Raw genomic sequence first — 22,466 nt, 5'->3', positions numbered from 1 at the left:
AGCAGAAAAGCGTTTAACGCTCTTCTGCTTTTTTTGCGAGTTTAATGGGCTGGTCCCAGTCAATCTTACAATTTGGATATCGTTCCAGCACTTTTTCTTCAATGCTCTCAAAATCTTTTGCAGAGAAATGCTTCAGCTTCTCAGGAGATTCTGTCCAGACAAAGATCGTGTGAATAAACAGCGGATGATCCTTGGAAGGAATATGCTTTTCTCCCTCAAAAAGCACGCCTTTATACGTCAGCTGAAAATTCTTCCGGGTATTGTTTTGTTCATCAATAATATAAAAATGTTCTTTTGATTGGGCCAGCTTAAGCCTTCTCTTAGGATTCGCGACATATTTGACCACGGCATAAATACAATAAGCAAAAAGTGCAAGCAAAATAATCCTTAGAACCATGACAAACATTGTGTGAAGGCACCTCCCTTATGGTGATGATCTGATGTAATACGAAAAGCATAGAAAAAGGTTTCACTTTTTCTAAAAGAAAGCTGTAAAAACATATACCCGATTTTCAAGTGAAATAGTCGTATGGTTAGCGCTATGTTTTGTATAATAAGAATGCAGGACTGATGAAGGAGGGTTTGGAACATGGCAAAATTAGATGAAACATTGACCATGCTGAAAGATTTAACAGATGCAAAAGGCATACCGGGCAATGAAAGAGAAGTAAGGCAAGTGATGAAATCATACATAGAACCATTTGCTGATGAGGTGACAACAGATCGCCTGGGCAGTTTAATTGCCAAAAAAACTGGTGCAGAAAACGGCCCGAAAATTATGATCGCCGGACATTTGGATGAAGTCGGCTTTATGGTGACACAAATCACAGATAAAGGCTTTATCCGTTTTCAAACCGTTGGCGGCTGGTGGGCTCAGGTTATGCTTGCCCAGCGGGTCACCATTGTCACAAAAAAAGGAGAAATCACTGGGGTTATCGGATCTAAGCCGCCTCATATTTTGTCTCCTGAAGCAAGAAAAAAATCAGTGGAAATAAAAGACATGTTTATTGATATTGGAGCTTCAAGCCGGGAAGAAGCCTTGGAGTGGGGGGTACTTCCGGGAGATATGATCGTTCCGCATTTTGAATTTACGGTCATGAACAATGAAAAATTCCTACTCGCAAAGGCGTGGGACAACCGCATCGGCTGTGCGATTGCAATTGATGTGTTAAGAAACTTACAAAACACAGACCATCCAAATATAGTGTATGGCGTCGGAACCGTGCAGGAGGAAGTTGGGCTGAGGGGAGCGAAAACGGCTGCACACACCATTCAGCCTGATATTGCGTTTGGTGTTGATGTAGGGATAGCAGGAGACACGCCTGGCATTTCCGAGAAGGAAGCGCAGAGCAAAATGGGCAAAGGCCCGCAGATTATCGTTTACGATGCATCCATGGTCTCTCACAAAGGTTTGCGTGATGCAGTTGTGGCAACTGCAGAGGAAGCCGGCATTCCCTACCAATTTGATGCCATTGCCGGCGGCGGAACTGATTCGGGTGCCATCCATTTGACGGCAAATGGCGTTCCTGCGCTGTCCATTACCATTGCAACCCGCTACATTCATACGCACGCGGCCATGCTGCATCGTGATGATTATGAAAACGCGGTAAAGTTAATTACAGAAGTCATTAAGAAGTTAGACCGAAAAACGGTTGACGAAATTACGTACCAATAAAGATACGGAAGAATCCGCCTATTGAGGCGGATTCTATTTTTTTGTCTGTACAAATTACAGCATAGTGACTACAATAAAGGGGATACCGAAAATTTCCTGAACATGACGATATACGATACGCAGCTCGATTTGACAGGAAGGGAGGATAAACAATCTAATTTGTAAGCGCTTTCTAATATAAAGGAGGTTAAACAAAATTGAAAAAGAAAAAAACATGGAAACGTTTCTTACATTTTTCGAGTGCAGCTCTGGCTGCAGGTTTGATATTCACTTCTGCTGCTCCCGCAGAGGCAGCGTTTTGGGGTGCATCCAATGAGCTGCTTCATGACCCGACTATGATTAAAGAGGGGAGCTCATGGTATGCGCTCGGAACAGGGCTTACTGAAGAACGGGGACTGCGGGTTTTGAAGTCTTCAGACGCTAAAAATTGGACCGTACAAAAATCCATTTTCAGTACACCGCTATCGTGGTGGTCCAATTATGTGCCGAATTATGGTCAAAACCAGTGGGCGCCGGACATCCAATACTATAACGGCAAGTATTGGCTGTATTATTCCGTTTCTTCTTTTGGAAGCAATACATCTGCCATTGGCCTGGCATCTTCAACAAGCATCAGTTCGGGGAGCTGGAAGGACGAGGGCTTGGTGATTCGTTCGACAAGTTCAAATAATTATAACGCCATTGATCCGGAGCTGACATTCGACAAGGATGGCAACCCGTGGCTTGCATTCGGCTCGTTTTGGAGCGGCATTAAGCTGACTAAGCTCGATAAGAGTACGATGAAGCCTACAGGCTCGCTCTATTCGATTGCTGCCAGACCGAATAATGGCGGGGCGCTTGAGGCTCCTACTCTTACGTATCAAAATGGCTATTACTACTTAATGGTCTCATTTGATAAATGCTGTGACGGGGTAAACAGTACGTACAAAATTGCTTACGGAAGATCCAAAAACATTACAGGCCCTTATCTTGATAAAAGCGGAAAAAGCATGCTTGAAGGCGGAGGCACCATTTTGGATTCGGGCAATGACCAATGGAAAGGACCTGGAGGCCAGGATATTGTGAACGGAAACATTCTTGTTCGCCATGCCTATGATGCCAATGACAACGGCATTCCAAAGCTTCTTATCAATGATTTGAATTGGAGCTCGGGCTGGCCGTCCTATTGAATCAAAAAGCCGGGCTCTGCCCCGGCTTTTTTTAAAAGAAAAGATTGACAGTATAATAGTCAATTACTATAATAAAATTGTTCGTACAAATATTTATTTATAGGTTTATTTTCTATCATTAGTACGTATCTTTTGTATTTGAAAGCGTTTTATTTTATGAGAAAGGGGCAGTTTACATGCTTCAGACAAAGGATTATGAATTCTGGTTTGTGACAGGAAGCCAGCACCTATACGGGGAAGAGACGCTGGAACTCGTAGATCAGCATGCTAAAAGCATTTGTGAGGGGCTCAGCGGGATTTCTTCCAGATATAAAATCACTCATAAGCCCGTCGTCACTTCACCGGAAACCATTAGAGAGCTGTTAAGAGAAGCGGAGTACAGTGAGACATGTGCTGGCATCATTACATGGATGCACACATTTTCCCCTGCAAAAATGTGGATAGAAGGCCTTTCCTCTTATCAAAAACCGCTTATGCATTTGCATACCCAATATAATCGCGATATCCCGTGGGGTACGATTGACATGGATTTTATGAACAGCAACCAATCCGCGCATGGCGATCGAGAGTACGGTTACATCAACTCGAGAATGGGGCTTAGCCGAAAAGTCATTGCCGGCTATTGGGATGATGAAGAAGTGAAAAAAGAAATGTCCCAGTGGATGGATACGGCGGCTGCATTAAATGAAAGCAGACATATTAAGGTTGCCAGATTTGGAGATAACATGCGTCATGTCGCGGTAACGGACGGAGACAAGGTGGGAGCGCATATTCAATTTGGCTGGCAGGTTGACGGATATGGCATCGGGGATCTCGTTGAAGTGATGGATCGCATTACGGACGACGAGGTTGACACGCTTTATGCCGAGTATGACAGACTATATGTGATCAGTGAGGAAACAAAACGTGACGAAGCAAAGGTAGCGTCCATTAAAGAACAGGCGAAAATTGAACTTGGATTAACCGCTTTTCTTGAGCAAGGCGGATACACAGCGTTTACGACATCGTTTGAAGTGCTGCACGGAATGAAACAGCTGCCGGGACTTGCCGTTCAGCGCCTGATGGAGAAAGGCTATGGGTTTGCCGGTGAAGGAGATTGGAAGACAGCGGCCCTTGTACGGATGATGAAAATCATGGCTAAAGGAAAAAGAACTTCCTTCATGGAAGATTACACGTACCATTTTGAACCGGGAAATGAAATGATTCTGGGCTCTCACATGCTTGAAGTGTGTCCGACTGTCGCTTTGGATCAGCCGAAAATCGAGGTTCATTCGCTTTCGATTGGCGGCAAAGAGGACCCTGCGCGTTTGGTATTTAACGGCATCAGCGGTTCTGCCATTCAAGCTAGCATTGTTGATATTGGCGGGCGTTTCCGCCTTGTGCTGAATGAAGTCAACGGCCAGGAAATTGAAAAAGACATGCCGAATTTACCGGTTGCCCGTGTTCTCTGGAAGCCGGAGCCGTCATTGAAAACAGCAGCGGAGGCATGGATTTTAGCCGGCGGTGCACACCATACCTGCCTGTCTTATGAACTGACAGCGGAGCAAATGCTTGATTGGGCGGAAATGGCGGGAATCGAAAGTGTTCTCATTTCCCGTGATACGACAATTCATAAACTGAAACACGAGTTAAAATGGAACGAGGCGCTTTACCGGCTTCAAAAGTAGAGGGGGATGTCACATGGCTTACACAATAGGGGTTGATTTTGGAACTTTATCAGGAAGAGCAGTGCTCGTTCATGTCCAAACAGGGGAGGAACTTGCGGCTGCTGTAAAAGAATACAGGCATGCTGTCATTGATACCGTCCTTCCAAAAACGGGTCAAAAGCTGCCGCGTGACTGGGCGCTGCAGCACCCTGCTGATTACCTCGAAGTCTTGGAAACAACCATTCCGTCTTTACTCGAACAGACGGGCGTTGACCCGAAAGACATTATCGGGATTGGAATTGATTTCACGGCATGTACGATCCTTCCTATTGACAGCAGCGGGCAGCCGTTATGCATGCTGCCTGAATATGAAGAGGAGCCGCACAGCTATGTGAAGCTCTGGAAGCATCATGCGGCCCAAAAACATGCTGATCGGCTCAATCAAATCGCGGAAGAAGAAGGAGAGGCTTTTTTACAGCGGTACGGAGGAAAAATTTCATCAGAATGGATGATTCCAAAGGTCATGCAAATTGCCGAGGAAGCGCCTCACATTTATGAAGCGGCTGACCGGATCATCGAGGCTGCGGACTGGATCGTGTACCAGCTGTGCGGCTCGCTCAAGCGAAGCAATTGTACCGCAGGGTATAAAGCGATGTGGAGTGAAAAAGCGGGGTATCCGTCAGATAATTTCTTTGAGAAATTAAATCCTTCAATGAAAACGATTACAAAGGACAAATTGTCAGGTTCTATTCATTCAGTAGGAGAAAAAGCCGGCAGTCTGACTGAAAAAATGGCAAAGCTGACAGGGCTTCTCCCGGGAACGGCTGTTGCGGTTGCCAATGTGGACGCTCATGTTTCGGTACCGGCGGTCGGCATTACAGAGCCAGGGAAAATGCTGATGATTATGGGAACCTCGACGTGCCATGTTCTACTTGGTGAAGAGGTGCATATCGTTCCAGGAATGTGCGGCGTTGTGGACAACGGAATTCTCCCGGGCTATGCGGGATATGAAGCCGGGCAGTCCTGTGTCGGCGATCATTTTGACTGGTTTGTGAAAACATGTGTCCCGCCAGCTTATCAAGAGGAAGCAAAGGAAAAAAACATTGGCGTTCATGAGCTGCTGAGTGAGAAAGCAAACCATCAAGCGCCTGGTGAAAGCGGCTTGCTTGCTTTAGATTGGTGGAATGGAAACCGTTCAACTCTTGTTGATGCAGATTTAACAGGGATGCTGCTTGGCATGACACTGCTGACGAAGCCTGAAGAGATTTATAGAGCGTTAGTTGAAGCGACAGCTTACGGAACCCGGATGATTATCGAAACATTCAAAGAAAGCGGTGTTCCGATTGAGGAACTGTTCGCAGCCGGCGGAATAGCTGAGAAAAACCCGTTTGTCATGCAGATTTATGCGGATGTGACAAACATGGACATTAAAATCTCTGGTTCACCGCAAGCACCAGCCTTAGGATCTGCCATTTTCGGCGCGCTTGCAGCAGGCAAAGAAAAAGGCGGCTACGATGACATCAAAGAGGCAGCGGCGAACATGGGAAAACTGAAAGATATAACTTATACGCCAAATGCCGAAAACGCCGCGGTTTATGAAAAATTGTACGCTGAATATAAAGAGCTGGTTCATTATTTCGGAAAAGAAAACCATGTCATGAAGCGTCTGAAAACGATCAAAAATCTTCAATTTTCATCTGCCGCCAAAAAGAATTGATAAAGGGTGATGGAGCATGCTTGAAACATTAAAAAAAGAAGTGCTGGCTGCCAACCTGAAGCTTCAAGAGCATCAGCTGGTAACCTTTACGTGGGGAAATGTCAGCGGCATTGACCGGGAAAAAGAAAGAATTGTCATCAAACCTAGCGGAGTCGAATACAGCGACCTGACAGCCGATGACTTGGTTGTTTTGAACCTTGATGGAGAGGTCGTCGAAGGCTCGCTTAAGCCTTCTTCAGATACACCTACCCATGTTTATTTATATAAAGCCTTTCCGAATATCGGGGGAATTGTCCATACCCATTCTCAATGGGCGACAAGCTGGGCACAATCGGGCAGAGACATCCCTCCGTTAGGCACGACCCATGCTGATTATTTTGACAGTGCGATTCCATGTACTCGAGAAATGTATGATGAAGAAATCATTCATGACTACGAACTGAATACAGGAAAAGTCATAGCGGAAACCTTTCAGCATCATAACTACGAACAGGTGCCGGGTGTGCTCGTGAATAATCACGGACCGTTCTGCTGGGGCACTGACGCCTTAAATGCCATTCATAACGCAGTTGTATTAGAAACGGTTGCCGAAATGGCCTATCACTCCATTATGCTGAACAAGGATGTAACCCCAATCAATACAGTTCTGCATGAAAAGCATTTTTATCGAAAACACGGAGCAAATGCGTATTATGGCCAGTCATGATACGCCTGTGTCACCGGCCGGCATTCTGATTGACTTGGACGGTACTGTATTCAGAGGAAATGAGTTGATCGAAGGAGCAAGAGAAGCGATCAAAACGCTTAGGAGAATGGGAAAGAAAATCGTCTTTTTAAGCAACCGGGGGAATATCTCCCGTGCCATGTGCAGAAAAAAACTTCTTGGCGCGGGGATTGAAACGGACGTAAACGACATTGTTCTGTCATCAAGCGTGACAGCGGCTTTCCTGAAAAGACATTATCGTTTTTCAAAGGTATGGGTGCTTGGGGAGCAAGGCTTGGTTGACGAGCTGAGGCTGGCCGGTGTGCAGAACGCGAGCGAACCGAAGGAAGCGGATTGGCTCGTGATCTCCCTTCATGAAACGCTCACGTACGACGATTTAAATCAAGCCTTTCAAGCGGCTGCCGGCGGCGCTCGTATTATCGCTACAAACAAAGACCGCTCTTTTCCGAACGAAGACGGAAATGCCATTGATGTGGCTGGAATGATTGGGGCGATAGAGGCTTCCGCACAAGCGAAGACTGAACTTGTTGTCGGAAAACCGTCATGGCTGATGGCGGAGGCTGCCTGTACAGCAATGGGGCTGTCCGCACATGAATGCATGATTATAGGAGACAGCATTGAATCTGACATTGCGATGGGGAAGCTTTATGGCATGAAAAGCGCCTTAGTGCTAACTGGTTCTGCGAAACAGGGTGAACAGCGTTTGTACACGCCGGATTATGTGCTGGATTCTATTAAGGATGTAACCAAATTGGCTGAGGAGGGGATTCTGATATGAATCGTATCGCAGCTGACGTTCAGCGTGCTTTTGAAAACGCCGGAGAAAAGACGTTACCTATAAAAGTTGAAGAAATTGTTCTCGGTAAACAAGCAGCTGATTCGCTTTTGGATTATGTAAAACGAAAAAACAATAAACATATTGTCCTTGTCTGCGACGCGAATACACACCGCATTGCAGGAATTGATCTGGAAAATCAGCTGAATCAAGCAGGATTTCAGGCCGAGTGCCTGATCATTCCAGAAAATGAAGCTGGAGATGTGACAGCTGATGAACGATCGCTCATTCATGTGCTGATCCATACGAAACAAACAACGGATGTCATGATCGCAGTCGGTTCGGGCACGATTCATGATATCGTCCGCTTTGCAGCGTTTCAAAGAGATTTGCCGTTTATTTCTTATCCGACTGCTCCATCTGTAGACGGTTTTACATCAGCAGGGGCGCCGATTATTTTATACGGTACGAAAACAACCATTCAAACGAAGGCCCCGTCTGCACTGTTCGCTGATCTGGATCTATTAAAAGCGGCACCGCAGTCAATGGTGGCGGCTGGATTTGGTGACATGCTCGGTAAAATAACGTCTTTAGCAGATTGGGAAATATCCCGGCATCTTGCCGGTGAGCCTTATTCGCATGCAGGAGCTAAGATCGTTCAGGAGGCGCTTGCTGCCTGCATTGAACACACAGAAGACATTGCGATGAAAACGGAAACAGGCATACAGATTTTGATGGAGTCTTTAATCGTATCGGGGCTTGTCATGCTGGCATTAGATCATTCCCGCCCGGCATCAGGCGGAGAGCATCATATTTCACATTGGATTGAGATGGAATTAATGGAGAAAAAACGGCCGCAGATTCTTCATGGGGCAAAGGTGGGCTGTGCCGCTGTTTTATTAACTGACACATACAGAAAGCTCGCTCAGGATGACGGGCTGAACGAATTTTCACCAAGCCGCCGGGAAGCCATCCAATCGGCTTATCAAACTCTCCCGGAAGGAGAAGTGCTGGCTGATTGGCTGAGATCAGCCGGAGGCCCTGCGTATTTTGACGAAATCGGTGTCGGGCAGGATTCCGTCAAGAATGCCTTCAGACACGCGCACACCTTAAGAGACCGCTGCACCGGATTAAGAATCATTAATGAAAACAAAACGCTGATCAACCATGGTCTATATGAATAGCCCGCACCTCGAATGGAAGGGGTAACGCAGATGAAAAAAATGACTGTCTGTTTTCTTGTGCTCATGATGCTGCTGACATTAGTCATTGCTGGGTGTTCAGCAGAAAGATCATCCGGGAAGTCGGGTGAAACCGAGCTGACCTTTTGGACATTTAACGGACTTCATGAGCAGTTCTATGTAGAAATGGTGAAGGAATGGAATGAAAAATATCCTGACCGCAAAATTAAGCTGAATACGGTCGTTTATCCGTATGGACAAATGCACGATAACTTGTCTATCTCCTTAATTGCAGGAGAAGGCGTCCCTGATATTGCCGATGTCGAATTGGCCCGTTTTTCAAACTTTTTGAAGGGCTCTGACATACCGCTTGCCGACTTGACTCCGCTGATTGAAAAGGACCGCGATAAATTCGTTGAGGCGCGGCTGACCCTGTACAGCAAAAACGGCAAGCTTTACGGACTCGATACGCATGTAGGAACAACGGTCATGTTTTATAACATGGATGTGATGAAAAAAGCCGGCGTCAATCCTGACGATATTAAAACATGGGATGATTACCATAAAGCCGGACAGAAAGTGCGCAAAGTGACCGGGAAGCCGATGGGAACGGTGGAAACAAATGATTCCGCAACGTTCTTATCTATGATTTCACAGCAAAACTCAGGCTATTTTGATAAAAACGGCAAGCTGATCCTCAATAATGACACCAACGTAAAAACACTTCAATATTTAAAAGACATGATCAATGATAAAACGATGATTCCTGCGCCGGGCGGCGGGCATCACAGTGAAGAATACTACGGTTTTATGAACCAAGGAGGAGCTGCTTCAGTCCTCATGCCGATTTGGTATATGGGAAGATTTATCGATTATATGCCTGATCTGAAAGGGAAGATTGCCATCAGGCCGCTCCCGGCATGGAAAGAGGGAGGCGACCGCTCGGCAGGTTTGGGCGGTACGGCAACTGTTGTACCGAAGCAATCCAAGCATGTTGAGTTAGCAAAAGAGTTTTTGGCCTTTGCGAAGGGCTCTGAAGAAGGAAATAAAAAACTCTGGAGCGTACTCGGCTTTGACCCGCTTCGCTGGGATGTTTGGAGCTCCAAGGAATTGAAAGAGAAAAACAAATACACGGATTACTTCCAAAACGGAACAGGCATTTTTTCTGTGCTGCTCGATATCAAGGATGAAATTAATCCAATTTATTTACATGAGGATTTTGCCAAGGCTTCAGACCTTGTCAACAGAAGCGTATTGTTCGACGCACTTAAATCTCAGCAAAAAACGCCTAAACAAGCCTTGGACAGAGCGGCAGGTGAACTGAAACAGAAATAGAATCCCATTCAAAAAGTGAAAGCGGGGAGGTTCTCATGAAACCTGTGAAAACAGGAACGGTTCATCCCGTTCCTTCAGCTGCGAAACAATCAGGCTGGCGAGATGTATTTTATTCGAAAAAAGCGGCGCCCTATCTGTTTACAGCGCCATTCGTTTTATCCTTTCTCGTATTTTTTCTATACCCCATCATTAGTGTCTTCATCATGAGCTTTCAAAGAATATTGCCGGGAGAGGTGTCCTTTGTCGGATTGTCTAATTATACAGCGCTAAACAACCCGACGTTCTATACCGCCCTTTGGAATACGCTGGAATACACCTTTTGGACGCTAATCGTGCTAATTCCTGTCCCATTGCTTCTGGCCATATTCCTGAATTCAAAGCTGGTCAAATTTAGAAATATATTTAAATCAGCACTATTTATCCCGGCATTGACCTCCACCATTGTCGCGGGGATCATTTTTCGGCTGATCTTCGGAGAAATGGAAACGTCTCTGGCCAATTCCATCCTACTCAAACTCGGCTTTTCACCTCAGAACTGGATGAACAATGAACATACCGGCATGTTTTTGATGGTGCTGCTTGCTTCATGGAGATGGATGGGAATCAACATCCTTTACTTTTTAGCCGGTTTGCAAAATGTGCCGAAAGAGCTGTACGAAGCCGCTGATATAGACGGTGCGAATACAATGAAAAAATTTATGCACATCACGCTGCCGTTTCTCAAGCCTGTAACCGTATATGTGCTGACCATCAGCATCATCGGCGGCTTCAGGATGTTTGAGGAAAGCTACGTGCTTTGGCAGAATAATTCCCCGGGTAATATTGGTCTGACGCTTGTCGGATATTTGTATCAGCAGGGGCTTGCCTACAACGAAATGGGGTATGGAGCGGCCATCGGCATCGTACTTTTGATTGTGATCCTTGTTGTCAGCCTGATTTCATTAAAGCTGTCAGGCTCGTTTAAGGGGGAGGGATAAATGTTGCGGCACAGTCCTCAGTTCAGCGTTTATAGAATTGCGCTAACCCTGTTTTTTATGATGCTGAGCATATTGTATCTTTTTCCGATTTTCTGTTTGCTTTTAGGATCCTTAAAGCCGTCATCTGAGCTTTTGCGTGTAGGGCTGAATCTTGACATTGATCCTAAAGTGATGAGTCTTGATAATTATACATTTCTGTTTAACGGCGGAAGCATTTATTTCAAATGGTTTTTTAACAGTCTTGTACTTGGGCTTTTCACAACCGTGCTCACTCTGTTTTTTTCTTCGATGATCGGGTACGGGCTTGCGGTTTATGATTTTAAGGGCAGAAATATCATCTTTGTTCTTGTGCTGATTATCATGATGGTTCCGCTGGAAGTGATGATGCTTCCTTTGTTTAAGCTTACTGTCGGACTGCACTTGATCGATTCATATACAGGTGTCATATTGCCGTTTATCGTTTCACCTGTTGCCGTTTTCTTTTTCAGGCAATATGCTCTTGGCCTTCCAAGAGATCTGCTGGACTCTGCAAGGATGGACGGCTGTACGGAATTCGGCATCTTTTTCAGGATTATGGCACCGCTGATGAAACCGGCTTTCGGCGCGATGATTATCCTTCAGTCCTTAAACAGCTGGAACAACTTCTTATGGCCGCTGATTGTGCTTCGGTCGAAAGAAATGTTTACGCTTCCAATAGGGCTGTCCAGCTTGCTGAGCCCTTATGGCAACAACTATGACATGCTTATATCCGGCTCAGTATTTGCGATTTTGCCGGTGATTATCATTTTCTTGTTTTTCCAAAAGTACTTTATCTCCGGCCTGACGGTAGGGGGAGTCAAAGGTTAATGAAGGAGGAAACGTGTGATGAAAAAAGCGCGAATGATTGTAGACAAAGAATATAAAATCGGTGAAGTAGATAAACGGATTTATGGCTCGTTTATCGAACATATGGGTCGTGCGGTATATGAAGGCATATACGAGCCTGATCACCCTGAAGCGGATGAAGATGGATTTAGAAAAGATGTCCAGTCGCTGATCAAAGAATTACAGGTTCCCATCATCCGCTATCCGGGCGGAAACTTTTTATCCGGATACAACTGGGAGGACGGTGTCGGACCAGTCGAAAACCGCCCGAGACGGCTTGACTTGGCATGGCAAACGACAGAAACCAATGAAGTGGGAACAAATGAATTTTTATCTTGGGCAAAAAAGGTGAACACTGAGGTCAATATGGCCGTCAATCTTGGCACAAGAGGCATAGATGCCGCCCGTAATCTCGTTGAATATTGCAACCATCCGAAAGGCTCTTACTGGAGTGATTTAAGAAGATCGCATGGCTATGAACAGCCGTATGGCATCAAAACATGGTGCTTAGGAAACGAAATGGATGGACCGTGGCAGATCGGCCACAAAACAGCTGATGAATACGGACGGCTTGCTGCAGAGACAGCAAAGGTCATGAAGTGGGTTGACCCATCAATTGAACTCGTTGCCTGCGGCAGCTCAAACAGCGGCATGCCGACCTTTATCGATTGGGAAGCGAAGGTGCTTGAGCATACGTATGAGCATGTCGACTATATCTCTCTTCACACTTACTACGGAAACCGGGATAACAATCTGCCAAACTACTTGGCACGTTCTATGGATTTGGATCATTTTATCAAATCAGTCGCTGCGACCTGTGACTATGTAAAAGCAAAAACACGCAGCAAGAAAACAATCAATCTTTCTCTGGATGAATGGAACGTCTGGTACCACTCAAATGAGGCTGATAAAAAAGTCGAGCCGTGGATCACTGCGCGTCCGATTTTAGAGGATATTTACAATTTTGAAGATGCCTTATTAGTCGGCTCTCTGCTCATTACGATGCTGCAGCACGCAGACCGTGTGAAAATTGCGTGTCTTGCACAGCTTGTCAATGTCATCGCGCCGATCATGACGGAAAAAGGCGGAGAAGCATGGAGACAGCCGATTTTCTATCCATACATGCATGCTTCTGTTTACGGAAGGGGCGAGTCACTGAAACCGCTTATTTCTTCTCCTAAGTACGATTGTTCTGATTTCACTGATGTGCCATATGTTGATGCTGCTGTTGTGTACTCTGAAGAGGAAGAAACACTCACTATTTTTGCGGTAAACAAGGCTGAGGATCAGATGGAGACGGAGATTTCGCTCAGAGGCTTTGAATCCTACCAAATCGCAGAGCACATCGTACTTGAGCATCAGGATATCAAAGCAACAAACCAGCATAACAGAAAAAATGTCGTTCCGCATTCCAACGGATCATCGTCTGTCAGCGAAAACGGCTTAACTGCTCATTTCACGCCGCTTTCCTGGAATGTGATCCGCCTGAAAAAACAGTCATAAGAATAGCAAAGCCGGAGAGAAATCTCCGGCTTGTCTTTCAACTGCCACGAGCCGGCCCGTTCAAGCCGGCTTTTTGTATAGGAAAAAATGACCGCTTTTCACCATGAAATTATGATATATTTATGAAAAACAGCAAAGGGGATGGGAGAAAATGAATGCGGTTACAATTGTGATAGCGTCAATGTGTATTTTGGCTATTGCCTATCGTTTATACGGAACATTTATGATGGTGAAGGTTCTCAAAGTAAATGATGACAAGCCGACACCTGCTCACGTGCTTGAGGATGGGAAAGACTATGTGCCTACAAATAAATGGGTTTCGTTCGGCCACCATTTTGCCGCGATCGCAGCGGCCGGACCACTGGTCGGACCAATTCTGGCGGCGCAGTTTGGCTATTTGCCGGGATTATTGTGGCTGTTAATCGGGGCGGTAATTGGGGGAGCCGTCCATGATATTGTGGTGTTGTTTGCATCGATGCGCAAAAACGGAAAATCGCTGTCGGAAGTGGCAAAGGATGAGCTTGGCCCTGTTGCAGGATTTTGTACAGGACTGTCCATGCTGTTTATCATCACGATCACAATGGCGGGCCTGTCGATGGTTGTCTTGCATGCGCTTGAACGTAATCCATGGGGAACATTTGCGGTAGTGATTACGATTCCGATTGCGATGGGTGTGGGCTTATTTTATAAGAAAACGGGAAATTTAAAGCTCGCTTCAACGGTCGGCTTTCTCTTTTTAATGGCAGGAGTCTTTATCGGTCCGTGGGTACAGACTACCGCGCTCGGTGACTTTTTAACGCTAGATACGAAAACGCTTGCAATCGCGCTTCCTGTTTATGCGTTTTTTGCGGCTGCGCTTCCCGTTTGGCTGCTTCTTGCTCCGCGTGATTATTTAAGCAGCTTTATGAAAATCGGTGTTTTTATCGCTTTGATTGTTGGTGTGTTTGTCGTCAATCCGTCCATTCCGTTTCCTGCGTTTACAGAATTCGTAAAAGGCGGCGGGCCGGTGCTGGCAGGACCTGTCTGGCCGTTCATCTCAATAACCATCGCCTGCGGGGCGATCTCTGGGTTCCATGCCTTTGTCGGCTCAGGAACGACACCGAAAATGCTGAATAAATGGAGTGATATGAAGCCGGTTGCGTTTGGCGCAATGCTTGTTGAGTGTCTTGTCGGCATCATGGCGCTGATTGCAGCGACCGCTTTACAGCCTGCTGATTACTTTGCGATTAACAGCACGCCTGAGGTTTTCCGTACGCTTGGCATGAATGTCGTACATTTGCCTGAATTGAGCAGGGAAATCGGTTTGGACTTAGAAGGAAGAACAGGGGGAGCCGTCACGCTTGCGGTGGGGATGACTTATATTTTTACCGGAATGCCGTTTTTCAGCCATTTGGCCTCATACTTTTTCCAATTTGTCATTATGTTTGAAGCGGTCTTTATTTTAACAGCGATTGACGCCGGCACACGCGTTGCCCGTTATTTGATCCAGGACTTCTTCGGGGAGGTGTATAAGCCGCTGAAGAAAACAGACTGGATTCCGGGCTCTGTATTTGCCAGCGCGCTTGCCTGTTTGATGTGGGGGTACTTGCTGTATTCAGGAGATATCGGTTCCATTTGGGCGCTGTTCGGCGTTTCTAATCAGCTGATGGCTTCAGTGGGGCTGATTATCGGAGCGACCATCGTGCTGAAAATCGCTGATAAACGCCGGTACATTCTGACTTGCCTTATCCCGCTTGCCTACTTATATGTCACTGTCAATTATGCGGGCTATTGGATGGTGCGCAATGTGTATCTCAATCCTGAAGCAGCAGGATATAGTGTATTGAATGGCGTATTATCTATCATCATGCTGGTGTTAGGCTTCATCATTATCGTGGCGGCTGTGAAAAAATGGGCGCAGATGTGGAAAGATCCGGGCTTAAGGATGGAAGCGTCTATACCGGGCTAGAAGGACTATTGAAAATGCTGAGGGGGGGTTGGCAATGAATCTATCAATGAAATATCTTATTCTATACGTATCGGACAGCAAGCGGGCTATTCATTTTTACCGGGATATTTTAGGACTGCCGATTCGTGCTGAACACGGAACGTATGTCGAATTTGATACAGGGTCTACGATATTGGCGCTTAATACGCGGGAAAGCGCCAGAGACATCACGGCGCTGGACATTCCGGATACATCTGCTTCAAACACATTTGAAATCGGGTTTGTTACTGAAAATGTAGAAGCGGTCATCAAAAGGATGAGAGAACAAGGCGTATCGATTATCGGGGAGCCGAAAGTGAAACCATGGGGGCAGACGGTCGCCTATATCGCTGATCCGGATGGACATTATATCGAAATTTGCAGTCCGATGGAATAACGCACAAAAGCCCAAAACAATGTCTGTTTTGGGCTTTCTCATGATGTTTTGTGCCCGGCTGCTTCCAATAGCAAATCAGCCAGGTGAACGGCTCTGACTTTACCGCTTAGTCCTTCGCGTTCAATCCCGAGCTTCATCTGCAGCAGGCAGCCGGGATTTGCTGTTACAATGAGGATCGCTTCGGTTGCTTTGACGGCAGCCATTTTGCTGTCCAGTATTTTCATAGACATTTCAGCTTCGACGATGTTGTAAATTCCCGCTGACCCGCAGCAGCTGTCTGCTTTCTCCATTTCTTTGAATTCCGCCCCTTTGATGCTTTTAAGAAGCTGGCGGGGCTCGAGTGACGTATGCATCACATTTCTTAGATGACATGAATCTTGGTAGGTAACGACCTGAGGCGTCTCGAGTGCTAGATCCATTTGATGGAAATCGAGTTCAACCAAAACAGAAGAAAAATCCTTCAGCTTTTGAACAAACGCAGCAGCCCGTTCCGACCACTCAGGGTCATCCTTCAGCAAATGATCATATTCAGTGAGAAAGGCTCCGCATCCTCCTGCGTTTGTAATGACAGCATCAACGTCTAACGCTTCAAAAGCAGCGATATTTTGTTTCGCGAGCTCTTTCCCTGTGTTTTTTTCACCGCTGTGTCCATGAAGCGCCCCGCAGCAAGCCTGTTCAGGAGGAATGACAATGTCGCAGCCTGCCAGCTGTAAAAGCTTCAATGTGGCGTTATTGGTCGGTAAAAACATTGTATCCATTAAGCAGCCCGAAAAAAAGGCGACCCGTTTTTTCATGGGGCCAATGGAAGGCAGGAAACGCGGCCGATGTTTCATGTCTTTGCTTTTTGGAACATCAGGAAGAACAGCTTCCATCGTCCGCAAATGCTCAGGCAGGACCCGAAGCATGCCTGATTTTCGCACAGCGGTTTGCAGTCCTGAACGCTGATACAAACCGATAAGGCTTACAGCTGAGCGCATGCGGTTTTGATGCGGAAACAGCTCGTGAAAAGCCGTCTTTCGCATGACACGTTCACCAAGAGAGTGTTTTTTATTTTGGTGGATAATATCTCTGGCTTCCTCAAGCAGCTGCCCGTATTTCACGCCAGACGGGCATACAGGCTCACAGGCGCGGCAGCCGAGGCAAAGTGACAGCGACCGTTCGACATCTTCATCCGGTTCAATCATACCGTCGGCTACGGCTTTCATTAAGGCGATGCGCCCACGCGGAGAGTGTGTTTCCTGAAATCCCGATTCGATATAGGTCGGACAGGAAGGAAGACAGAAGCCGCAGCGCATACAATTTAATAACTCTCCTTCATCCATACGCTCTTTAAATTCATTTTGGATCTGTTTCATTTCTTTTTCTGTTGTCATCTTTCCGCCACCACACGTTTTCTGGCATCTTTCGCAAACATTTTGCCGGGATTTAATATGTTCCGGGGGTCAAATGCCGCTTTCAACGCTTTCATCGCATCAATGCCTTCTTTTTTCAGCTTCATTTCCAAGTAAGGCGCTTTCATTTCCCCGACTCCGTGCTCTCCGGTTATCGTCCCGCCAAGTTCAATCGCTTTCTCAAAAATCTCGGCAAAAGCCTGTTCGACACGTTCCATTTCATCCTTATTTCTTATGTCTGTTGTGCATGTCGGGTGAAGGTTCCCGTCTCCCGCATGACCAAAGGTGCAGATGGAAATATCATATTTAGTAGCAATATCATTAATCGCTTTAACCATATTGGCGATTTCTGAGCGAGGAACGGTCGCATCCTCTAAAATCGTCGTCGGTTTGAGGCGGGCTAGGGCAGAAAGTGCAGAACGCCGGGCTTCAGTCAGGGCGAATGCTTCCTCCTCTGTTTGTGCGGTCTGAACGGAAACGGCGTCGCCTTTTTTGCAGATCGCCTCAATCTTTTCCATATCCCGTTCAACAGTTTCAAATGGCCCGTCTTGTTCAATTAACAGAACTGCTTTTGCGCTTGTCGGCAGTCCGATTTTGGCATAATCCTCAATCACTAAAAGTGTAGGCTGGTCGAGAAATTCAAGCGTGGCGGGTATGATTTTTGCGGCAATGATGTCTGATACCGTTTGAGCAGCGGCATCGATATTTTCATATAGGGCAAGCAGCGTCTTTTTTGTTTCAGGCTTTGGAACGAGCTTGACGATTGCCTCTGTCACAATGCCGAGTGTTCCTTCTGAGCCGACAAAAAGACGTGTGAGATCGTATCCGGCCACATCTTTTGCGAGTTTTCCGCCGGTGCGGATGATATCACCATTTGCGAGCACAACCTCCAGTCCAATAACATAGTCGCGGGTGACGCCGTATTTTAATCCGCGGAGCCCGCCGGAATTTTCATTGATGTTGCCGCCGATAGTTGATATTTTCATAGAACTCGGATCGGGCGGATAAAACAAACCTTTGCTTTCAACTGCCTTGATCATATCCAGCGTAATGACGCCCGGCTGAACTGTGGCAGTTAAATTTTCTTCATCAATTTCAAGAATCCGGTTCATGTGCTTAAAGAGAAGCACAAGTCCGCCTTCAGTCGGGCACGTGCCGCCGCACAGGTTTGTCCCTGATCCTCTTGGAACGATCGGCACTCGATGTTCGCTGCAAATTGTTAAAATGCGTGATACTTCTTCAGTATTCCTTGGAGCAATCACGGCATCAGGCATAGACTGATACTGAGGCGTCGCATCATACGAATAGACGAGACGGCCGGCATTCGAGTCATCAAAGTTTTCTGGTCCGGAGACCCGAATCAGCTGCTCCTTTACATCGTTGGTGATCATTTTCCCCATCCCCCTGTCAAAAAACGCTTTCAATCTATTGTAAAAGAAAAAAAGCAAAGCCTTCCATGGAGAAATATACAAAAAATGAAACTGAAACTCTCTCTATTTTGTATCTTGATCTAAAAAATAGAGTGCAACGTACATCGTGACGATGTCCTCGGTACGGTTAAAATGTAAACCCGTCAGCTGTTCAGTCTTAGCCAGACGATAACGCAATGTATTGATATGAATATGCATATCTTCTGCGGTTTGTTTCAAAGACAAATCGTGATGAAAGAAAGTCCGTATCGTATTCATAAGTTCCTGATGCTCTAGCGCCTCTCCTAATACTCTTTGCGGAAATTCATTTCGGGTTCCCGGGCTGATCTCCGTCAGACACATATCAAGCTTCAGATCCTCTTCAAATATGGGCGTTTTTCGCTTAAGGCTGACAGCCAGCGCTTTTTCCGCTTGCTCGTATGAATCTGTCAGGCTGGAGCTTGCGACAGCCCTTCCGGCGCCAGCTGCTGTATATTGGCTGCTTGCGGTATTGGCAAACGAACAAATGTGAAGGATCTTCCGTAAAAGCCGATCCCTTTGTTCATGCTGCGGCACTTCATGATTAATCAAGATCCGTTCATTTCCCCACCTGATGAACAAATCCGCAGGGTACGATGATTTCCAGATGCGTGACATTTTTTCAATATCATGACGTGACCACTCATACCCCTGAATAAGAATCATTTGGCGCCGGGAGGAAAGGTCAACACCAAGAAGCTGAGCTTTCTCAAGAAAACTGGGAGACCACTCCTTTAATTGCAGCCAATCGATCATAAAGGACTCCAGCATTCTCTCACGCCACTGGGATTGCTCTAAATGCCGTGATTCCTTAATGAACAGCTCTGTCATTTTTCGAAGCAGTTCTCCGAATGGCTGAATCTCTGCAGGCTCACCTGTCAGCCCGAAGACGGCGATCACATCATGGTCAAAAAATACAGGGAGGTTTATGCCTGCTTTCACTCCTTTTAACCTTGTTTCATCTTCTTTTGTAATAATCACGCTGCGTCTTTCTTTTGCGCAGATAAGCGCTCCCTCATGAAATTGTCCGACACGCTCATCGTTTGTGCCTGCCATAATAAGACCGTCCGTGTTTACAATAATGACTTCACGTTCGTACATTTTTTTAACTTCAGCAATAATTTTTTTCGCTAATAACGGCTGTAAAAACATGGCGTTCCCCCTCATCATGTTTTTATTATATAAGAAAAAAACCGGGCGTTGTCACCCGGTTTCATGTCTTATTCGGCGGGTTTTAATCCGCCTTCAAGCGTTTTCAGCATTTCGTTTTTCTCACTTTCGGATGCGTGCTGCCAAATGACTTCGAATAAAACGCCGAGCCCTGGAAGCATTTTTTCTTCACCGCTTTGAATCGCATCTACGATTGTATGCTCAAGCTGCTCCTGATTATTGCCGGTGACATTGGAGATGACGGCATGACGTAAATTAAGATCCATGTAAAACGCTCCTTTTTCTAAAATGTAATACGTATATTCTAACCCTGCACCTGGTTTATTATGTGCTGTTCTTGCGATATAATAACATCATGTTAAAAAAAGGAGCGCCACATAGACAGTGAAACAAATAGAATCGGCAAAAAACCAAAAAGTGAAGGATTGGAAAAAGCTTCACACAAAAAAAGAACGAACAAAAACAAATACATTTCTGATAGAGGGAGAACACCTCGTTGAAGAGGCGTTGAAAAGCCCGGGCATTGTGAAAGAAATCCTTGTAAAGGATGAAACGAAGATTCCTTCAGATCTTGAGACTGGTATCCAGTGCTATATGCTGAGTGAAGATGCGTTTTCAGCTGTGACTGAAACCGAAACGCCGCAGCAGATTGTCGCTGTGTGCCATATGCCTGAAGAAAAGCTGGCAACGGCACGCAAGGTGCTGCTGATTGACGCTGTTCAAGATCCGGGAAACCTTGGCACAATGATTCGAACGGCTGATGCGGCCGGTTTGGATGCGGTTGTACTCGGTGACGGCACGGCGGACGCCTTTAATGGAAAAACACTGCGATCTGCTCAAGGATCTCACTTCCATATTCCTGTTGTGAGAAGAAACCTGCCTTCATATGTGGACGAATTGAAGGCAGAGGGCGTAAAAGTATACGGCACGGCGCTGCAAAACGGAGCGCCTTACCAGGAGATTCCTCAGTCTGAATCCTTTGCGCTCATTGTAGGAAATGAAGGTGCAGGGGTGGATGCTGCATTGCTGGAAAAAACGGATTTGAACCTGTACGTGCCGCTTTACGGACAGGCTGAATCACTAAACGTTGCGGTTGCGGCTGCCATCCTCGTGTATCACTTGCGAGGATAGTGTTGCGCCAAGCGTTGGATTTCTCTATAATAGAACATAATATTTCAAAAACCGTGACAGAGGACCTCAATTTCTGATCAACTGCTTTCCAGGGAGAAAATGCCGCTGACTGAGAGCATTTTTAACGCAGCCGGAAATTGGCTTCACCTCTTGAGTTGTCGCCGGGACCGCGTACACTGCGCGTAAAGGTGAACCGGAATCTGATTCCGTTATGTCAATGAAGCTGACGACAGCATCAGTCTGTCTGAAATAAGGGTGGTACCGCGGCCACAACTCGTCCCTTGTACAAGGGACGGGTTTTTTTATTTTCCAAAGACATATGACGGTTTGTTTACATAAAAGGAGGATGCAAAATGGAAGAAAAGCTAAAACAGCTGGAACAAGAAGCTTTAGAACAAGTAGAAGCGGCAAGCTCATTGAAGGTTGTCAATGATATTCGGGTGCAATATCTCGGAAAAAAAGGGCCGATTACAGAAGTGCTGCGCGGAATGGGCAAGCTTTCTGCTGAGGAACGTCCAAAAATGGGGGCGCTCGCGAACGAAGTAAGGGAGCGTATTGCCAATGCGATTGCTGACAAAAACGAGAAGCTTGAAGAAGAGGAAATGAAACAGAAGCTTGCAGGACAGACAATTGACGTCACGCTGCCGGGGAACCCTGTTGCAGTCGGCGGCCGCCATCCGCTCACTGTTGTCATTGAAGAAATTGAAGATTTATTTATCGGTATGGGCTACACAGTCGAGGAAGGGCCAGAGGTTGAAACGGATTACTACAACTTCGAATCGCTCAATCTTCCGAAAGAACACCCAGCGCGCGATATGCAGGACAGCTTTTACATCACAGAGGAAACTTTGATGAGAACGCAAACTTCTCCTGTCCAAACACGTACGATGGAAAAGCATGAAGGCAAAGGTCCCGTTAAAATCATTTGCCCGGGTAAAGTATATCGCCGTGATAACGATGATGCGACGCACTCTCACCAATTTATGCAAATTGAAGGGCTTGTCGTTGACAAAAACATCAGCATGAGTGATTTAAAAGGAACGCTTGAACTTGTTGCGAAAAAAATGTTCGGGCAAGACCGTGAAATCAGACTCCGCCCAAGCTTCTTCCCGTTTACTGAGCCTTCAGTAGAAGTGGATGTGACATGCTTTAAATGCGGTGGGAACGGCTGCTCAGTATGTAAAGGAACAGGCTGGATTGAAATCCTCGGTGCCGGAATGGTTCACCCGAACGTGCTTAAAATGGCTGGCTTTGATCCGAAGGAATATCAGGGCTTCGCATTCGGAATGGGTGTTGAGCGCATCGCGATGCTGAAATATGGCATTGATGATATCCGCCACTTCTATACAAACGATGTCAGATTTATTTCGCAGTTTAAACAGGCGTAAGAGGAGGAT

At 46.2% G+C, this 22,466-nt stretch carries 21 protein-coding genes and 1 pseudogene; 16 read left to right on the top strand and 6 right to left on the bottom strand.

Annotated features, from left to right (window positions below; all coding sequences use genetic code 11):
* Positions 1 to 13: 13 nt before the first annotated feature.
* Positions 14 to 406: a sigma W pathway protein YsdB gene (gene ysdB / locus ACFVP7_RS15925; protein WP_029318219.1), complete on the bottom strand. Its 393-nt coding sequence runs from the start codon at positions 404 to 406 to the stop codon at positions 14 to 16.
* Between the two features lie 183 nt (positions 407 to 589).
* Between ysdB and ACFVP7_RS15920 the strand changes: the two genes are divergently transcribed.
* The 14 genes and pseudogenes from ACFVP7_RS15920 to ACFVP7_RS15855 all read left to right on the top strand — a co-directional run bounded on the left by ACFVP7_RS15920 (position 590) and on the right by ACFVP7_RS15855 (position 15,929).
* Positions 590 to 1,675, top strand: coding sequence for a M42 family metallopeptidase (locus ACFVP7_RS15920; protein WP_003229495.1), 1,086 nt, complete (start codon positions 590 to 592; stop codon positions 1,673 to 1,675).
* A 197-nt stretch (positions 1,676 to 1,872) separates the two neighbouring features.
* Complete coding sequence (gene abnA / locus ACFVP7_RS15915) at positions 1,873 to 2,844, top strand: arabinan endo-1,5-alpha-L-arabinosidase AbnA (protein ID WP_024573508.1); 972 nt, start codon at positions 1,873 to 1,875, stop codon at positions 2,842 to 2,844.
* A 176-nt stretch (positions 2,845 to 3,020) separates the two neighbouring features.
* A complete protein-coding gene (gene araA / locus ACFVP7_RS15910; RefSeq protein ID WP_003229499.1) occupies positions 3,021 to 4,511 on the top strand; it encodes an L-arabinose isomerase in 1,491 nt (496 codons plus the stop codon).
* 13 nt (positions 4,512 to 4,524) lie between these two features.
* A complete protein-coding gene (gene araB / locus ACFVP7_RS15905; RefSeq protein ID WP_080529649.1) occupies positions 4,525 to 6,207 on the top strand; it encodes a ribulokinase in 1,683 nt (560 codons plus the stop codon).
* Between the two features lie 16 nt (positions 6,208 to 6,223).
* A complete protein-coding gene (gene araD / locus ACFVP7_RS15900; RefSeq protein ID WP_003229501.1) occupies positions 6,224 to 6,913 on the top strand; it encodes an L-ribulose-5-phosphate 4-epimerase in 690 nt (229 codons plus the stop codon).
* Positions 6,891 to 7,709, top strand: a complete 819-nt coding sequence (gene araL / locus ACFVP7_RS15895) for a sugar-phosphatase AraL (RefSeq protein ID WP_257435957.1) — start codon at positions 6,891 to 6,893, stop codon at positions 7,707 to 7,709. Before araD ends, araL begins: the two co-directional genes overlap by 23 nt.
* Entirely contained in the window at positions 7,706 to 8,890 is a 1,185-nt protein-coding gene (gene egsA, locus ACFVP7_RS15890) for a sn-glycerol-1-phosphate dehydrogenase (RefSeq protein ID WP_257435829.1), read from the top strand. Before araL ends, egsA begins: the two co-directional genes overlap by 4 nt.
* A 30-nt stretch (positions 8,891 to 8,920) precedes the next feature.
* A complete protein-coding gene (locus tag ACFVP7_RS15885) occupies positions 8,921 to 10,222 on the top strand; it encodes an ABC transporter substrate-binding protein (RefSeq protein WP_174223131.1) in 1,302 nt (433 codons plus the stop codon).
* A gap of 35 nt (positions 10,223 to 10,257) precedes the next feature.
* Positions 10,258 to 11,199, top strand: coding sequence for a carbohydrate ABC transporter permease (locus tag ACFVP7_RS15880; protein ID WP_087961011.1), 942 nt, complete (start codon positions 10,258 to 10,260; stop codon positions 11,197 to 11,199).
* Entirely contained in the window at positions 11,200 to 12,045 is an 846-nt protein-coding gene (gene araQ, locus ACFVP7_RS15875) for an arabinose ABC transporter permease AraQ (RefSeq protein WP_338730662.1), read from the top strand.
* Positions 12,046 to 12,063: 18 nt separating this feature from the next.
* Entirely contained in the window at positions 12,064 to 13,566 is a 1,503-nt protein-coding gene (abfA, locus tag ACFVP7_RS15870) for an alpha-L-arabinofuranosidase AbfA (protein ID WP_004398747.1), read from the top strand.
* A 151-nt stretch (positions 13,567 to 13,717) separates the two neighbouring features.
* A complete protein-coding gene (gene cstA / locus ACFVP7_RS15865; RefSeq protein WP_338730661.1) occupies positions 13,718 to 15,514 on the top strand; it encodes a carbon starvation protein CstA in 1,797 nt (598 codons plus the stop codon).
* Positions 15,457 to 15,646: pseudogene (locus ACFVP7_RS15860) on the top strand (hypothetical protein). Before cstA ends, ACFVP7_RS15860 begins: the two are co-directional and overlap by 58 nt.
* Positions 15,561 to 15,929, top strand: a complete 369-nt coding sequence (locus tag ACFVP7_RS15855; RefSeq protein ID WP_225510034.1) for a VOC family protein — start codon at positions 15,561 to 15,563, stop codon at positions 15,927 to 15,929. Before ACFVP7_RS15860 ends, ACFVP7_RS15855 begins: the two are co-directional and overlap by 86 nt.
* A gap of 38 nt (positions 15,930 to 15,967) precedes the next feature.
* On the opposite strand, the gene ACFVP7_RS15850 is transcribed toward ACFVP7_RS15855, so the two are convergent.
* The 4 genes from ACFVP7_RS15850 to sspI form a co-directional block, all read right to left on the bottom strand.
* Positions 15,968 to 17,302 carry a (Fe-S)-binding protein gene (locus ACFVP7_RS15850; RefSeq protein WP_074794638.1) on the bottom strand — a complete coding sequence of 445 codons (1,335 nt, stop codon included), beginning with the start codon at positions 17,300 to 17,302 and terminating at the stop codon, positions 15,968 to 15,970.
* Positions 17,299 to 18,711, bottom strand: a complete 1,413-nt coding sequence (gene glcD, locus ACFVP7_RS15845) for a glycolate oxidase subunit GlcD (RefSeq protein ID WP_396582466.1) — start codon at positions 18,709 to 18,711, stop codon at positions 17,299 to 17,301. Before glcD ends, ACFVP7_RS15850 begins: the two co-directional genes overlap by 4 nt.
* Positions 18,712 to 18,813: 102 nt before the next feature.
* The gene (locus tag ACFVP7_RS15840) at positions 18,814 to 19,920 is read right to left on the bottom strand and encodes a CdaR family transcriptional regulator (protein ID WP_396582464.1); all 1,107 of its coding nucleotides are present in this window, start codon (positions 19,918 to 19,920) and stop codon (positions 18,814 to 18,816) included.
* A gap of 68 nt (positions 19,921 to 19,988) precedes the next feature.
* Positions 19,989 to 20,204 carry a small acid-soluble spore protein SspI gene (sspI, locus tag ACFVP7_RS15835; RefSeq protein WP_021480275.1) on the bottom strand — a complete coding sequence of 72 codons (216 nt, stop codon included), beginning with the start codon at positions 20,202 to 20,204 and terminating at the stop codon, positions 19,989 to 19,991.
* 118 nt (positions 20,205 to 20,322) lie between these two features.
* Between sspI and ACFVP7_RS15830 the strand changes: the two genes are divergently transcribed.
* Complete coding sequence (locus tag ACFVP7_RS15830) at positions 20,323 to 21,069, top strand: RNA methyltransferase (protein ID WP_338730659.1); 747 nt, start codon at positions 20,323 to 20,325, stop codon at positions 21,067 to 21,069.
* A gap of 66 nt (positions 21,070 to 21,135) precedes the next feature.
* Here the strand turns inward: ACFVP7_RS15830 and ACFVP7_RS15825 are convergent, their stop codons facing one another.
* The gene (locus ACFVP7_RS15825; RefSeq protein WP_004398812.1) at positions 21,136 to 21,342 is read right to left on the bottom strand and encodes a hypothetical protein; all 207 of its coding nucleotides are present in this window, start codon (positions 21,340 to 21,342) and stop codon (positions 21,136 to 21,138) included.
* 80 nt (positions 21,343 to 21,422) lie between these two features.
* On the opposite strand from ACFVP7_RS15825, the gene pheS reads away from it, so the two are divergent.
* Entirely contained in the window at positions 21,423 to 22,457 is a 1,035-nt protein-coding gene (gene pheS, locus ACFVP7_RS15820) for a phenylalanine--tRNA ligase subunit alpha (RefSeq protein ID WP_004398818.1), read from the top strand.
* Positions 22,458 to 22,466: the final 9 nt, after the last annotated feature.

This window comes from Bacillus sp. SG20033 (assembly GCF_044570195.1).
Taxonomy (GTDB): Bacteria; Bacillota; Bacilli; order Bacillales; family Bacillaceae; genus Bacillus; species Bacillus subtilis.
Note: the sequence above shows the minus strand (reverse complement) of the source record. Positions and strands in the feature narration are given on the sequence as shown.

Bases quoted from the DNA above. Each gene is read 5' to 3' on its own strand.
- ACFVP7_RS15920 (WP_003229495.1), top strand. From the start codon at position 590: ATGGCAAAATTAGATGAAACATTGACCATGCTGAAAGATTTAACAGAT.
- ACFVP7_RS15880 (WP_087961011.1), top strand. From the start codon at position 10,258: ATGAAACCTGTGAAAACAGGAACGGTTCATCCCGTTCCTTCAGCTGCG.
- araB (WP_080529649.1), top strand. From the start codon at position 4,525: ATGGCTTACACAATAGGGGTTGATTTTGGAACTTTATCAGGAAGAGCA.
- araD (WP_003229501.1), top strand. From the start codon at position 6,224: ATGCTTGAAACATTAAAAAAAGAAGTGCTGGCTGCCAACCTGAAGCTT.
- ysdB (WP_029318219.1), bottom strand. From the start codon at position 406: ATGTTTGTCATGGTTCTAAGGATTATTTTGCTTGCACTTTTTGCTTAT.
- sspI (WP_021480275.1), bottom strand. From the start codon at position 20,204: ATGGATCTTAATTTACGTCATGCCGTCATCTCCAATGTCACCGGCAAT.
- araA (WP_003229499.1), top strand. From the start codon at position 3,021: ATGCTTCAGACAAAGGATTATGAATTCTGGTTTGTGACAGGAAGCCAG.
- ACFVP7_RS15850 (WP_074794638.1), bottom strand. From the start codon at position 17,302: ATGACAACAGAAAAAGAAATGAAACAGATCCAAAATGAATTTAAAGAG.
- glcD (WP_396582466.1), bottom strand. From the start codon at position 18,711: ATGATCACCAACGATGTAAAGGAGCAGCTGATTCGGGTCTCCGGACCA.
- cstA (WP_338730661.1), top strand. From the start codon at position 13,718: ATGAATGCGGTTACAATTGTGATAGCGTCAATGTGTATTTTGGCTATT.
- pheS (WP_004398818.1), top strand. From the start codon at position 21,423: ATGGAAGAAAAGCTAAAACAGCTGGAACAAGAAGCTTTAGAACAAGTA.
- egsA (WP_257435829.1), top strand. From the start codon at position 7,706: ATGAATCGTATCGCAGCTGACGTTCAGCGTGCTTTTGAAAACGCCGGA.
- abfA (WP_004398747.1), top strand. From the start codon at position 12,064: ATGAAAAAAGCGCGAATGATTGTAGACAAAGAATATAAAATCGGTGAA.
- araL (WP_257435957.1), top strand. From the start codon at position 6,891: ATGCGTATTATGGCCAGTCATGATACGCCTGTGTCACCGGCCGGCATT.
- ACFVP7_RS15840 (WP_396582464.1), bottom strand. From the start codon at position 19,920: ATGTTTTTACAGCCGTTATTAGCGAAAAAAATTATTGCTGAAGTTAAA.
- ACFVP7_RS15885 (WP_174223131.1), top strand. From the start codon at position 8,921: ATGAAAAAAATGACTGTCTGTTTTCTTGTGCTCATGATGCTGCTGACA.
- araQ (WP_338730662.1), top strand. From the start codon at position 11,200: ATGTTGCGGCACAGTCCTCAGTTCAGCGTTTATAGAATTGCGCTAACC.
- ACFVP7_RS15855 (WP_225510034.1), top strand. From the start codon at position 15,561: ATGAAATATCTTATTCTATACGTATCGGACAGCAAGCGGGCTATTCAT.